The organism is Sediminibacterium ginsengisoli (assembly GCF_900167075.1).
GTDB classification, from domain to species: Bacteria; Bacteroidota; Bacteroidia; order Chitinophagales; family Chitinophagaceae; genus Sediminibacterium; species Sediminibacterium ginsengisoli.
In genome coordinates, this window is record NZ_FUWH01000001.1 from 68103 (window position 1) to 82203 (window position 14101).

The 14101-nt window shown below is 47.3% G+C and carries 13 protein-coding genes; 10 read left to right on the plus strand and 3 right to left on the minus strand.

The features are described 5' to 3' along the window. Positions 1 to 8 precede the first annotated feature (8 nt). The 3 genes from B5D42_RS00395 to B5D42_RS00405 are packed head-to-tail and all read right to left on the minus strand — an operon-like array spanning position 9 to position 2801. The gene (locus B5D42_RS00395) at positions 9 to 956 is read right to left on the minus strand and encodes a glycosyltransferase family 2 protein (RefSeq protein WP_078829443.1); all 948 of its coding nucleotides are present in this window, start codon (positions 954 to 956) and stop codon (positions 9 to 11) included. A gap of 42 nt (positions 957 to 998) precedes the next feature. Then, positions 999 to 1898, minus strand: coding sequence for a methylmalonyl Co-A mutase-associated GTPase MeaB (gene meaB, locus B5D42_RS00400; RefSeq protein ID WP_078829444.1), 900 nt, complete (start codon positions 1896 to 1898; stop codon positions 999 to 1001). A 30-nt stretch (positions 1899 to 1928) separates the two neighbouring features. Beyond that, positions 1929 to 2801, minus strand: coding sequence for a glycosyltransferase family protein (locus B5D42_RS00405; RefSeq protein WP_078829445.1), 873 nt, complete (start codon positions 2799 to 2801; stop codon positions 1929 to 1931). Between the two features lie 95 nt (positions 2802 to 2896). Between B5D42_RS00405 and B5D42_RS00410 the strand changes: the two genes are divergently transcribed. From B5D42_RS00410 to B5D42_RS00455, 10 genes are all read left to right on the plus strand, one after another. Beyond that, the gene (locus B5D42_RS00410; protein ID WP_078829446.1) at positions 2897 to 3538 is read left to right on the plus strand and encodes an LON peptidase substrate-binding domain-containing protein; all 642 of its coding nucleotides are present in this window, start codon (positions 2897 to 2899) and stop codon (positions 3536 to 3538) included. Between the two features lie 10 nt (positions 3539 to 3548). Next, entirely contained in the window at positions 3549 to 4283 is a 735-nt protein-coding gene (locus B5D42_RS00415) for a type III pantothenate kinase (RefSeq protein WP_078829952.1), read from the plus strand. Continuing rightward, entirely contained in the window at positions 4249 to 5622 is a 1374-nt protein-coding gene (gene bamG / locus B5D42_RS00420) for a BamG family beta-barrel-assembly machinery protein (protein WP_139366926.1), read from the plus strand. Before B5D42_RS00415 ends, bamG begins: the two co-directional genes overlap by 35 nt. Next, positions 5615 to 6247, plus strand: a complete 633-nt coding sequence (lptC, locus tag B5D42_RS00425) for an LPS export ABC transporter periplasmic protein LptC (RefSeq protein WP_078829448.1) — start codon at positions 5615 to 5617, stop codon at positions 6245 to 6247. Before bamG ends, lptC begins: the two co-directional genes overlap by 8 nt. 73 nt (positions 6248 to 6320) lie before the next feature. After that, on the plus strand, positions 6321 to 7310 hold the full coding sequence (locus tag B5D42_RS00430; protein ID WP_078829449.1) for a potassium channel beta subunit family protein: 990 nt from the start codon (positions 6321 to 6323) through the stop codon (positions 7308 to 7310). A gap of 151 nt (positions 7311 to 7461) precedes the next feature. Continuing rightward, positions 7462 to 8013 (plus strand): RNA polymerase sigma factor, encoded by a 552-nt coding sequence (locus tag B5D42_RS00435; RefSeq protein ID WP_078829450.1) that lies wholly within the window; start codon positions 7462 to 7464, stop codon positions 8011 to 8013. Further along, complete coding sequence (locus B5D42_RS00440) at positions 8006 to 8746, plus strand: hypothetical protein (RefSeq protein ID WP_078829451.1); 741 nt, start codon at positions 8006 to 8008, stop codon at positions 8744 to 8746. The genes B5D42_RS00435 and B5D42_RS00440 overlap by 8 nt, the downstream gene beginning before the upstream one ends. Positions 8747 to 8770: 24 nt before the next feature. Continuing rightward, on the plus strand, positions 8771 to 10153 hold the full coding sequence (locus B5D42_RS00445; RefSeq protein WP_139366927.1) for a DUF4097 family beta strand repeat-containing protein: 1383 nt from the start codon (positions 8771 to 8773) through the stop codon (positions 10151 to 10153). Between the two features lie 255 nt (positions 10154 to 10408). Continuing rightward, the gene (locus tag B5D42_RS00450) at positions 10409 to 11668 is read left to right on the plus strand and encodes a hemolysin family protein (protein WP_078829953.1); all 1260 of its coding nucleotides are present in this window, start codon (positions 10409 to 10411) and stop codon (positions 11666 to 11668) included. Between the two features lie 47 nt (positions 11669 to 11715). Next, positions 11716 to 14100 carry a hypothetical protein gene (locus B5D42_RS00455; protein ID WP_078829453.1) on the plus strand — a complete coding sequence of 795 codons (2385 nt, stop codon included), beginning with the start codon at positions 11716 to 11718 and terminating at the stop codon, positions 14098 to 14100. The last annotated feature ends 1 nt before the right edge of the window (position 14101 follow it).

Genomic DNA, 14101 nt, shown 5'->3' on the forward strand with positions numbered 1-14101 from the left:
TACTTCAATTATTGAATGCTCCAGAACATCTTGATGCAGAACAGCCACCTCCGCCATTCCGGCCTGCGTTTAAATGAAAGGATCTTGTGTCTGTTCTGAAAAAAGATCCGTACCCGCGTAAGATTATTCATCAGGCTGAAACTGGCGTAGCTTTTATGCATCAGACTGAAGAATCGCTTTTGATAAGGTAATTGCTCCGGACACTTTTCATACATCAGCGCCACTCTTCGCCTGATCTGTTCATTCTTTACAGCGCGCCCGGGCTTTTTCTTTTTTCTTTTCTTTCCATCCGCCGCCCTTACTGCACCAAAAACATTTCCGTCGTGCTGCCTGTACAGCACAAGCGGTTCCGGTATAAATTTTAAGGAACTGTCGAAAGTGGCTACAAAACTCAGCCAGTGGTCGTGCGGGATCATATCCGGCAGCGGAAAGGATGCTTCCGCCGTTTCTCTTGTCAGCAGCATGGCGTGGCCGGGCGCTGAATTCCCGATGGCATACATCAGGCAATCATCAAAATCTGCAAGGCGTTTTATATCCGATAATAATTTCCCTGTCTTTTCTCCATTGCTGTTGATCAGCGCCGAATTGCAGTACACAATCCGGTGGGCGCCCATTTCACGGTAGAGTTTGCTGAGCTTTTCCGGCAGCCAGATATCATCCTGGTCGCTCGGTGCCATCAGCTGACCTGTACTGAGCCGCATACCTTTTTCAAAATTTTTCACATAGCCAAGATTCACCTCATTCCGATACACTTTTACGCGGCTGTCTTTAGAAGCATATTCCTGTAAAATGCCAGGCGTATTGTCGGTGGAACAATCGTCCGTAACGATCAGCTCCAGGTTGGGATAGGTCTGGCCGAGGATACTGTCCAGCTGCTGACGGATAAACCGTTCGCCATTATAAGTGGCGATGATCACCGATATAAGAGGATATGTTGCAGGGCTGATTGGATCCATGTAAAATGCTTGATGATACGTTCTGAACAGGTGGCGGTTCCGTCAAAGATACTGTTGAATAAAACGGAAAAGATTAAAATCGGGTTCCTCCATGGCATTTGCGAGGGCTTGTTTCAACTGGCGTTTGTCCAGGTACTTCATTTTTTCCTGTTGTATCAGCTGCCAGGCTTTTTCCGTAAACAGCCATTGCCGCCTGTCTGAATGGTGCAGCTCGTGCTGGTGTGCTTCTATAGCTGCAGCCAGTTCCGGCAATCCGGTTTTCTGAACGGCCATGGTTTTGATGATCCTTATTTCCTGCTGTGCTGCATGAAATGCCGGTGCCAGCATGAGCCGCAGGTTCTTTACAAACTGGTCTGCATCCGGCCGGTCACTTTTATTCACAACAAATACATCCGCGATCTCCATCAGGCCTGCTTTCATGGTCTGGATCTCATCACCGGCCTCGGGGACCATTACCACCACAGTTGTATCTGCAAGTCCTGCTATCTCGATCTCGCTTTGCCCTACGCCCACCGTTTCAACAATCAGGTGATCGAAGCCTGCAGCCTGCATCACACTCATGATCTCGATGATCCGCGGATGCAGTCCGCCCAGTGCCCCCCTTGTTGCGAGGGAACGGATGAATACATTGGGATTGTTATACCATTCACTCATCCGGATCCGGTCGCCCAGCAGTGCGCCCATATTGAAAGGTGATGAAGGATCCACGCAGATCACACCTACTTTTTTCCCTTTACCCGCCCATTCGCCGATCAGTGCGTCGGTAAGTGTGCTCTTGCCCGCGCCCGGCGGACCTGTGATACCGGTCACCGCAGTTTGTGGTGCAGGCAGCTGTTGCAGGAAAAGATCATAGCCCGGCACTTCATTTTCGATCAGTGAAATGGCGCGTGCCAGTGCCTTATGACTGCCAGTAAGAATGTCTGCTGATAATTCCTGCCACATGCCGTTGCTGTAAGGAAGGTCCTTGTTTGATTATTTAATGATCCGGTAATTCCTGAAATCAAAAAGACGGATACCGGTGATCTTTTCAAAGTAATATAACAGCTTATCCTTGAATGAGAATTTTTTCTTTGTGATATCCAGGTCTACCTGCCAGTTCTTTCGTGCAATACGGTCCAGCATCACCGATGGGTGTGTCCCCTGGAAACGCTGAAGGGAATCGAAAAGATTAAAATCGTAGAAATCGGGGCTCATCATGAATTCCTTCAGATGCTCATCATCATGCCACAATTTGCTGAACTGTTTTTGTTTCTTCATCATCTGCTCGGGACTTTTTACCCAGCCGTAATGATAAACATAAGCATCGATGGGTTTCACATCCAGCTTCGCGTGGCCGATCCTGAAACCCTGCGCATCTTTATAGGCATTGATCTTTTTATCGTTCCTGATCACACGCACTTCATGATCATACCATTTGCGGCTGTCGCCTATATAATCGTAAGTGCCGTAAAAATGAAGGTATTTGAAAAGAAGTCCCTTCACACGCAGATCGTCCTTGTATTTTTCGCAGGCATCCCTGATCACGCCATGGTATTTTTCATGAACGGCTTCATCGCCCTGGATATAAAAAGCCCAGGTGCTTTCGGGGTCTATCAGGTGGAATGCCTTGTCCGTTTCTGCAGCCAGAACAGTTCCGCCGGAGCGCAATGCGGGATCCCATACGGAATGATGGATGATGATCTTGGGGCTGTTGATAGAGCGGATCAGCGCTTCGGTATCGTCTTCCGAATCGCCCACCAGTACGATCATTTCGTCAACAACCGGCAGGATGGATCGGATGGCTTCAACAACAGGATAGTCATTTTTAACGGCATTCCTGATAATGGTAAAACCCGAAATTTTCATACACTGCAAAATTGTTGCGGCAAAGAACCGAAAACTTTTGCATCTTGCCTATCTATACTTTTAAAAACGGCAAAGTGTGCAGCGGGAGGTAGCGTATGACAAACTTTATTCCCATCTTTCCCCTTGGCATTGTGGTATATCCCGGTGAATATGTGAACCTGCATATTTTCGAAGACCGCTATAAACAACTGGTAAACGACTGTCACAAATCAGGTAAACCTTTCGGCATACCGGTAGTAGTGAAAGACCGGCTGGAGGAAAGCGGCACACTGGTTTCAATAACCGAGATCGTAACCACTTATCCCGACGGGAAGATGGACATCCGCATCCGCGGCGAACAGGTCTTCAATGTGCTGGAAGTGATTCCTTCCGTGCCGGACAAATTATACCAGGGCGCCATAGTGAGCTACCCGGCCAACAGCGAAAGAAAGAACCGGGTGGCACTGGTACAGGTGCTTGCGGCGCTGCAGCTTCTCCATAAACTGCTGGGTGTAGCGAAGGATTTTAAAAAGAAAGAGCAGGACCTGGTGAGTTACGACCTGGCGCATCATGCAGGCCTGGCTCTGGAGGAAGAATATGAACTGCTCTGTCTCCTGCACGAATCGCAGCGGCTGGAATACCTGAAACGGCATCTCGATAAGGCTCTTCCCATGCTGGCAGGTATGGAAGATCTGAAAGAACGGATTAAGCTCAATGGTCATTTCAGGGAATTGAAAGGCTTTAATTTTGGACTATAACAAGAATGGCATGCAAACAACAGTATGTTTCGATTTTGGCAATACCCGGCTCAAATGCGCGGTATTCAAAGGGCGGGAAATAGCAGAGATTATAACCCTCGAAAATGATGGCCCGGAAACCATACAGGCATTACTGGATACCTGGAAACCGCAGAAATCCATCCTGTCATCAGTGATCAGGCACAGCGAAACACTGGAAAAGCAGCTGGCAGACCAGACCCGCTTTCATAAACTGGGTCATACCAGCAGGTTGCCCATGTCTACACCGGTAGGCAAGCCCGAGACCATCGGGGCAGACAGGCTGGCCCTTTGCGCGGCGGCGGTGGACCTTTTCCCCCAACAGCATAACCTGGTGATCGCACTGGGTACCTGCATTACCTATAATTTCATTAATAATCAGCATCAATTCCTCGGCGGAGCGATTTCCCCGGGTATGAACATGCGTTTCCGCGCCATGCACGAACAGACGGCACTTTTACCCCTGGTAAAGGCAGAAATGCATTTTCCGCTGGTCGGATACGACACAAAAACCAATATGCTGAGCGGCGTAATACTAGGAATGGCCAAAGAAATAGATGGAATTATTGATGAATATGCCCTGAAATACAGCAACTTTAACGTGCTGTTAACCGGGGGTGATATGGGTTTTTTTGTATCGCATCTAAAAAAGAGGATATTTGCCGACCCTTACTTAATTTTTAAAGGCCTGTATGCGATCAGTGAGCACAACAGCGGCCAGGCTTAGCCTGCCAATACTATTTGGATTTTCCCTGCTTAGCGCCTCGGCGCAGGAGAACTCTCCCTACACCCGTTATGGTATGGGAGATCTTTACAACGGAACACATATCATCAGTCGCTCCATGGGAGGTCTGGGTGCAGTATATTCAGACGGACTGAACAATAATATTGGCCAGTCTATCAATTTCCAGAACCCTGCAACCTACAGCAACCTGTATATGACAACGTTCGATATGGGACTTACCATCGACAGCAGGACCCTTCGCAGCGAAAACCCCTCCGGCAAGTTCGGTTCCAGGTATTTTGCCCCTACTTATCTTTCGGTAGGTATGCCCCTGAACAAGAATAAAAGCCTGGGCATGGCATTCGGACTGAGGCCTGTAACGAGGATCAATTATTCTGTGCATGAATTCGGAAAAGTAGGCACCAACGACAGTCTGGGTACTATTTATGAAGGCTCCGGTGGCCTCAACCAGGTATTTGCAGGGTTGGGAAAAAGGTGGAAAGCACTGAGCATCGGGTTCAATACGGGTTATAATTTCGGCAGGAGGGAGATCTCTACCAAAAAAACATTCCTGAACGATTCAGTATACCATTACCAATCGAAATCCTTTTCTGCAACAGATTTTAACGGAATATTCTTTAACGCGGGCATCCAGTACGACCTACCCATCGCGAAACGAGAAAACACCAATCTGAAATCTACTGAAAGGTATTACCTGCGCTTCGGAGCTACAGCTTCGCTGAGCCAGAAAATGTCTGCAAGCCAGGATATTATACGTGAAACCTACACGCAAACCACTTCCGGAGATATTACCATCGACAGCGTCTACGCATCCAAAAATCTGAAAGGCAAAATAGAACTGCCGGCCAGTTATTCCGGTGGTGTTATGCTGCATAAAACGGTATCAAATACAAGAGGGGTGTTTGAAATGTGGTCGATCGGCGCAGAATACAGTGCTACCCAATGGAGCAAATACAGGTTCTACGGCCAGACAGATCCACTGGTGAACAGCTGGCAGTTCCGCCTGGGAGCGCAGCTGAGCCCCGATCCGATCAGTGCACGCAACTACTGGAGCAATGTAAACTACCGCGCAGGTGTATACTTTGGTAAAGATTATGTGAATGCGGACGGTAAAGAACTGAAACAATTCGGTATTTCCCTGGGTGCAGGACTTCCCATCAAAAAATGGCGCTCTTACGATTACCAGTTTACGGTGATCAACACAGCCCTGCAATTCGGTAAAAGAGGTTCAGGGGTGAACAACATCACTGAAAACTTCTTCCAGTTCTCGGTTGGATTCAGTCTGAGCGATGTCTGGTTCAGAAAAATGAAATATGATTAATCGGTCCGGTCATAAAAATTATTTTGCAGCCGCCCTGATCAGCGGCTGCTTTTTTATGTTCGGATGTGAGAATGATATCAATGAAGTAAAACAGCTCGGTGCAAAAAAACCGAGTATTGAAGAGGGAAAAAAAATAGAAAGTTACCTCAGCACCGATGGTAAAGTACGTGCAAAACTTACCGCACCGATACTGCTTCGTTACCAGGGCGACAGTACCCGTAAATCCGAATTTCCTCAATCGCTCCATGTAGATTTTTATAATGACAGCCTGAAAGTAGAAAGCCAGCTGAGCGCGAAATACGGAAACTATATAGAAGGCGAGAACAAAGTATTCCTGCGCGACAGTGTGGTTGTATTCAATATAAAAGGTGATACACTTTTTACCGAAGAGCTTTACTGGGATCAGACCCAGAGCCTGTTGTATACGGATAAACAGGTAGTGATCAGCCAGAAAAACCCGCGCCAGAAGATAATCGGCCTCAAAGGCATGAAATGCCGCCAGGATATGTCGGATATGACCATTTATGAATTACGCCCCGGCAGTTTCCTGATTGTGCCAGACAGTACCACTACCCGGCGCGACAGCATTGCCACCCCTGCGCCCGCACCTGCCAAAACACACTAAGGGTTTCGTTTCTGCAAAGCGGATTATGAAGTAACTTGCTGTACATTCCTTACTAAACTTAAACAGGACAAACATGGAATACAGGAGAATGGGCCGTACCGGCCTTCAGCTAAGTGTGCTCAGTTACGGCAGCTGGGTAACTTTTCATAAACAGATAGACGATAGCAGCGCAGATGAACTGATGGGAATTGCCTACGATGCCGGCATCAACTTTTTTGATAATGCAGAAGTATACGCCCTGGGCGAAAGTGAAAAAATGATGGGCCGGGTACTGCGTAATAAAAACTGGGACCGGACTTCCTATACACTTTCTTCCAAAGCCTATTTTGGCTGGCGCGGAAACGAAAACAAACCCAACCAGACAGGACTGAGTCGTAAACACCTTACCGAAGCCTGTCATGAAGCTTTGCAACGCCTGCAGACCGATTACCTTGATCTCTATTTCTGCCACAGGCCCGATACCGGCGTGCCTATAGAAGAAGTAGTATGGACCATGCACAACCTGATACAACAGGGAAAGGTTCTTTACTGGGGTACCAGCCAGTGGAGCGGCGCTGAAATCATGGAAGCGCACCGGGTGGCGCAGCAATACAGCCTGATCGGTCCAACGGTAGAGCAACCGCAGTATAATATGTTCGAAAGATTTAAAATGGAGCAGGATTATCTGCCTGTTTTCAAAAATGTGGGTCTTGGAACAACGATCTGGAGTCCGCTGGCAGCAGGATTCCTGACCGGAAAGTACAATAACGGGATCCCGGAAGGTTCACGCCTGGCAATAGAAGGTTTTAACTGGCTGAAAGACAGGTGGATACAGGATGCGAAGCTCGAAAAAGTAAAGAAACTGGGGCAGCTGGCCGCAGATCTGAATGTTTCCCTCGCGTCGCTTGCCATTGCCTGGACGATCCATAATCCGAATGTGACCACAGCCATACTTGGTGCAACCCGTAAGGAACAACTGCATGAAAACCTGAAAGCCCTCGAGGTGTTACCGATTTTAACAACAGCGGTAATGGAACAGATAGAAAATATACTGGAAAATAAACCGGTACTGGATCTCGCATAAGGCATTGATAAAGAAGGAACAGCGAACTGCTTAAGCAGACTGTTCCTTCTTTTATTTTTACCGGGAACGCTCCCTTTCCGGCTTTGTTACAAAAAAAACTACATCATTTTCCAACCTTTTGGCAAATCCCCGCTCTTATTAAAGGAAATCATTGGAACAGGAATATACCATACAAACGGCTGTTGTGAGAAAAGCCTGCAAGGGCGATGGGGAATCTCAGTCCTGGCTGTACCGTCAGTACAGTAAGGCAATGTTCAACATCTGCATGCGCATGACCGGTAATCGCAATGATGCGGAGGATGTACTTCAGGACGCTTTTATACTGGCGTTCAGGAACATCCACCAGCTGAAAGAGCCTGCGCAGTTCGGTGGCTGGTTGAAACGGATCGTGGTTAATGAATGTATCCGTTTCAGCAAAAAGAACCTGCAATGGAGCGACTGGGATGAAAAATGGGACGATTCGCTGCGAAATGAAGAGCCCGAATGGTGGACAACGGTAAGCCTCGAACTGGTACACCGCGAGATCAAAGGGTTACCCGACGGGTGCAGGCAGGTGTTCAACCTGTATGTGCTGGAAGATTACAGTCACAGGGACATCGCATCAAACCTCGGCATTTCGGAATCCACCAGCAAAAGCCAGTATCATAGGGCCAGGCAACTATTGAAAGAAAGAATAACAAAGCAATTACAAATACATGGATGAATTTAAAAAATACCTGCAGCAAAACGCCGGATCGCTTGATCAGGATGAGCCAGCTCCCGATTTGTGGAACAGGATCAGCGCGGAGCTACAGCCACCTGTGGTGAAAAAGACCAATGTGGTGATGATGGTTGTGCGCTGGTCTGTAGCCGCCTGCATCATTGTGCTGGCAGGCATCGGAACCTGGCACCTGGTTAAGGGCAGTAAGACGGCTGCTCCGGAAGCGCCGACAGCTAACATAATCAAAGACACGCCGCCAGCAAAAACCGATGCACCCGTTGAACAGCCTGAAACAGTTACAACTACGGAGCCGGAAGTGCTGGCCAAAGCGGATGTAAAGCCGGCGGCTAAAAAGCCGAAAGTACAAAAGCAGCCAACACCTAAGGAATTGTCTCCGGATATGCAAATGCTGCAGAATATTGAAAACAGTTTCACGCAGGTGATCAACCTGCAGCGTGAGAAAGTAAGTACCATGCCGATGTATGCGGAAACGCCTGAGTATTTCAATGATTTCAAAATACAGATCAAACAGATGGAGAAAGATGAGAAAGTAATCAAGTCAGACATTGCAAAGCGCGGCATGAACGACGAGTTACTGGATCAGCTGATCAACCTGTACCAGCAGAAGCTGAACACCCTGAAGCAATTACAGCTTGAGATGAACAAGCTCAACAGCCGGTACAAAAAGAGCAGACAGCCTGTTGATCCTACCAGAACCTATTTCCTAAACATTTAATCACAACTTTATATGCAAACCCCGATGAAAAGAATTTTATTCAGCAGTATGGCGGTCCTGGCTTTTGCAGGAAGCGTACATGCCCAACAACTGACAGTGCTGCCACCACTGGCTTCAAGACCTGCTTCTGATGCGAAAGAACAAATGGCTATTAATAGTGACATTGACAGGTATAACAGTAACCTTGGCAAGTGCTGCGAAGAGCCGGGGCAGACAAGCCGCACTTTTAACCCTGCCGATCTGAAATCCAAGGAAGTAAGCCAGGAAGTGGCGATGCCTAAAGGTGGCGAAGTGTACATCGAAAACACCTATCGTACCACGCAGATCAAGATCTGGGATCAGCCTAAGGTAAAAGTAGTTACTACTGTATTTTACGAAGGTGAAGATAAACTGAGCAACGAAGAGTGGCTGGAAAAAGTAAACCTGTCGCTCCGTACACTGGGGACATCTGTAAAGATCAAATCCGGTGGTATCAACACAAGCGGCACTGTATTTTATGGCTCGGGTACAACCATTGCCAGCAGCGGGTCACGTAACAACACAGCAATTTTCAATGGCAATGGCCAGAATATAGGCACCAACAACAGTGTAAAACGTATGCTGGTGATTTATATCCCTTCCGGAACAAAGGTTGATATCGAAAGTAAATATGCCGATGTGCAACTGCCTTCAGGTATTGGTAATGTGATCCTGGATATATCCAACGGAAACGTGGAAGGCGAATCGCTGAACAAACTGATCCTGCGCTCCAAATACACCAACGTGAACCTGGGCGATATCAAGGAAGCAGAAGTGGAACTCTCTAACGGCCGCTTTACCGCCAAAAATGTAGGCGACCTGGATATCGATACCAAATATGCCACTGTAGAACTGGCAGCAGCTAAAAAAGTGGTAATGCGCAGCACCAACGATGAGTACGAACTCGAAGATGTGGAAGATATCCGCGGCCGCAAGAACTATGGCAATATGCGTATCACAAGGCTGAACGGTTCGTTCGACCTGGAAGGAAGCAATGCAGACATCAAGATCCGCAACCTGGGCGCCAATGTAAGCAGTATTAAAGTGAACAATAAATACGCCGATATCCGCATCCCGCTCCGCGAAACCAAAAGTTATGCGATCAACTTTTCCGGAGCATACAGTTCAGTATACGGCAACTTTGAGAAGAAACCATACACTGCAACCGATAAAGATGCAAAAGAAACAAAAGAGAGCTCTGTTACCGTAAACACTACCACAACCACAGTTTCAGGTAACGTGTACCGTAACAATACGCCGCTCACTGTAATAGGCCGTTCTACCATGGACCGCAACAGCGATAATCCATCGATGTTTACCGCCAATGTGGGCGATGGTAAACTGAAGATCGACATGAAGTGTCAGAACTGTACCGTAGATTTTAAATAACAGGCTTCATATCCCCTATACAACGGCTGGGTAACTGTAAATGGTTATCCAGCCCCTTTTAAAAAATTTTGCGCGGGAATACAGGATTGTTTGAAGCGCATCAAATTCACACAGCCGATTTTTCTCATGTTGTTATTATCGGTATCGTACCCCGTTTCCACGGGGTACTTCTGTTAACAGGGTATACAACCGCAGGATATGGCTGATGGCCGGCCCGGCTTTTGCTATATAGATTTTTTGTTCTATTTTTCCTGTATGACGGAACTGTATACCATCATCTGTATCGTGGCAACCCTGATCCTGATCGGCTTTTTTGCCGGTTATGAGATCGCATTTGTCAGCGCCAACAGGTTGAGTATAGAGCTGAAGAAAAAACAAGGCAAAAAAAGCGGCATCATACTCGCCGGTTTTGTAGAACACCCCGCACGTTTTATCGGTACCTGCCTGATCGGGCTGAATGTGTTCCTGGTAATTTATGGCTTGCTTTTCGATGGTTTCCTGAAAAGCATCGCCTGGAACCCGCTGCACATCAAAAATGAATATTTAAAGCTGATCATCGATACCATATTATCATCCATACTTGTGCTCGTGATCGGCGAATTCATTCCCAAAGCCATCTTCAAAGCCCGGAACGATGCATTGCTGGCTTTCTTTGCGCCGGTTGCGCAGTTCTTCCATACATTGTTCCAGCCGCTTACAAGCCTGTTTGTAAATATTTCCCAGTGGATCCTTAAATACCTGTTCAATGTGCGGATGAACGAACGCAGCGAAGTGTTCAGCAAGGTAGACCTGGAGCATTTTTTCCAGCAGACCAAAGAACAGGACGAGGATAACCAGGAGCTGAATACCGAACTTTTCGAGAATGCGCTCAGTCTCCCAACCGTAAAGATCCGCCAGTGCCTGGTGCCGAGAACGGAGATTGAAGGCGTAGACATCAACTGGACGGTGGAAGAAGTAAAAAGCCATTTCATCAGCACAAAACTCAGTAAACTGATCGTGTATGATGATTCAATCGACAATATACTCGGTTATGTTCACCAGATAGACCTGTTCAAAAGACCGGGAAATATCAAATCCGTACTGCACCCTATTATGGCAGTGCCGGAAAGTATGAGTGCGGCAGATCTGATCAACAAATTCACCAAGGAACAGAAGAGCATTGCCTGGGTAGTGGATGAATTTGGCGGAACCGCAGGGATCGTTACCATGGAAGATGTGCTCGAAGAAATATTCGGAGAGATCCAGGACGAATATGATGTGGAAGAATTTGTAGAGAACCAGCTTGCTGAAGATGAATTTATTTTCAGCGGTCGTCTCGAGCTGGATTACCTGAATGAGAAATACGACATGAATTTCCCTGTTTCGGAATCCGAAACCTTAAGCGGTTACATCATACACAAACATGAAGCGATCCCCAAACAGAAAGAAACCATCATCATTGGCGATTACCGATTCGACATCCTGAATGTAAGCGAGACCCGCATTGATATGGTTAAGATGAAGATACTCAGGTAACGGCTGATACTGTTTACCTGCCGGCTATAACTCCCAAGACCGATCTTATGTACAATTGTAAAAGCCTGGCTTTTGCGGCCGGCCTGTTGCTTATATGTAACAGCCTCGCTGCGCAGAAAACGGATGCTGTTATCAATGAATATGCAATCAATTATCCGAATGAGCGCATTTATGTGCATTTTGATAATTCATTGTATGTGCCCGGCGATACGGTATGGTATAAGGTTTATACCATGGCAGGCTTCCTTCCCACTTCTTTCAGTAAAAACGTTTACATAGACTGGAGCGATCAGAGCGGCAAAGTACTAGCGCACCAGTTGCTGGCGCTGGAGAATGCAACCGCAGCCGCGCAGTTTGTGATCCCTGAAAACTTTACAGGTAATGCGCTTTTTACAACGGCCTACACAAAATGGATGCTGAACGGAGATCCTGATTTTTTATTCAGGAGGCAATTGTCTGTAGTAACGGGAACGCCACCAAAACCCGAAGAACGCCAGGCGATTAAAACATCACTTAACTTTTTTCCTGAAGGCGGTTATGGCGTAAGCGGGCTCGGCAGCCGGCTGGCACTTAAAGCAACGGACCAGTGGGGCAATCCTGCAGAAGTGCGCGGCATTATCAAAGACGATCAGCAAAAAACAATAGACAGTTTTGCGACCACGCATAATGGCATGGGCCAGCTTGAAATAACCGCACAGCCCGGCGTAAAATATACTGCGGAATGGATTGCAGCTGATGGTAAGATCCAGCGCACGGCTTTGCCTGCCTTTAAGCAGGATGGAATACTATTGAAAGTAGATAATGTGCCTGGCCACAAAAAGGTTCGTATCAGTACGCTTCCCGGCAAACAGCAGTTGTATAAAGACTACCGGCTGCTGGTGACCATGCAGCAGCGCGTGGTTTATATGACTACACTGCAGTTCAAAGACAATCATCCGTTTGTGGAAATCAATATACCTGTATCCGAACTTCCTTCGGGTATCATGGTGGTTTCATTACTTGCTGCGAACTGGCAGCCTGTGGCGGAAAGGATCAGTTTTGTGTATGACAGGAATTCTGTTTTATATCCCGGCATGAAAATCATCCGCCGGCAACCGGAAGCCCGCGCATTGAATGAGCTGGAACTGCTGTACCACGATACATTTCCGGCAAGCATGTCTGTATCCGTAACCGATGCAGCCCTTGCGGATACTACAGCAACAGATAATAATATTGTCAGCAGCCTTTTATTGTCGGAAGAGCTGAAGGGCAGGATATATGACCCCGCGTATTATTTTTCAGACAGTTCCGAAGAGATCAAAAGCAATATGGACCTGGTAATGCTTACAAACGGCTGGCGCAATTACAACTGGCAAAAGATCGTGCAGCGCACAAAACCGGTATTTCAATATGCCCCGGATACAACTTACATGGTATTCTCCGGACAGATCAGGAATGTGCCGTTTCGCATTATGCGCAAAGATGTTGGCCTCATCAGTTTTTCATTCAAAGACGCAAAGCCGGTGGAAAGAAAGGACCTGCTTTTCAAAAAAGACGGCTCGTTTACAGACAGTAGCCTGATCATTTTCGATACCGCAAAACTCACTTATCGCTTCCCCATGGACAAAACCGGGCTTGTTACCTCCGATATCCTGTTTTTCCGCGACAAGGTCCCTGCACCGTTATCTGTTACGCCCTGGCAACAAAGAATGCCGGGTAGTAAAGTATTGCCGGGGATTACTGTGCCGGGATATGACAGCCTGGTGAAGCAGCTGACGATTTTACCCAATGTAGTAGTGAAGAGTAAGGCGCAGCCGGCACTGTCGACGGCCGATGAACTGGAGCAATTATACGCCGGCGACCTGGCCAAAAATGCACCGGGCTACAAATATGATATTGAGAATGATCCGGGAACAACCGGCCATACCAATATCATGAATTACCTGTTAGGGCGCGTGCCCGGGCTGATATCCGGCAGGAACGGGCCACAGTTCATGCGTGTTTCCAGGCTTAATACGGGAGAGATCAGTTATTTTCTGAATGATATGGTAACGGATTTTGAAAATATATCCACTATCCATCCCAGTGATATCGCATTTGTGAAAGCGATACCGGGTTACTATGTAGGAGCACCTAATGGCGGCAGCTCAGGAAGTATCCTGATCTACACTAAAAAAGACTACGTAGCCGGTAAAATGCGGCGAAAGGAAATACTGGTGGAAGGCTATACCGTTACCCGCCAGTTTTACCAGCCGGATTACAGTCAAACGACGAGCCCGGCACCCGATAACAGGCGTACGCTTTACTGGAACCCCAACCTGACCAGGGATGCCGCATCAAAAGCATATAAGTTCGCTTTTTATAATAACGATCATTCACGCAGGCTGAAAGTGATCATCGAGGGCGTGAATACAGACGGGAAACTGATCCGGTCAGAAAAGCTGATAGAATAAT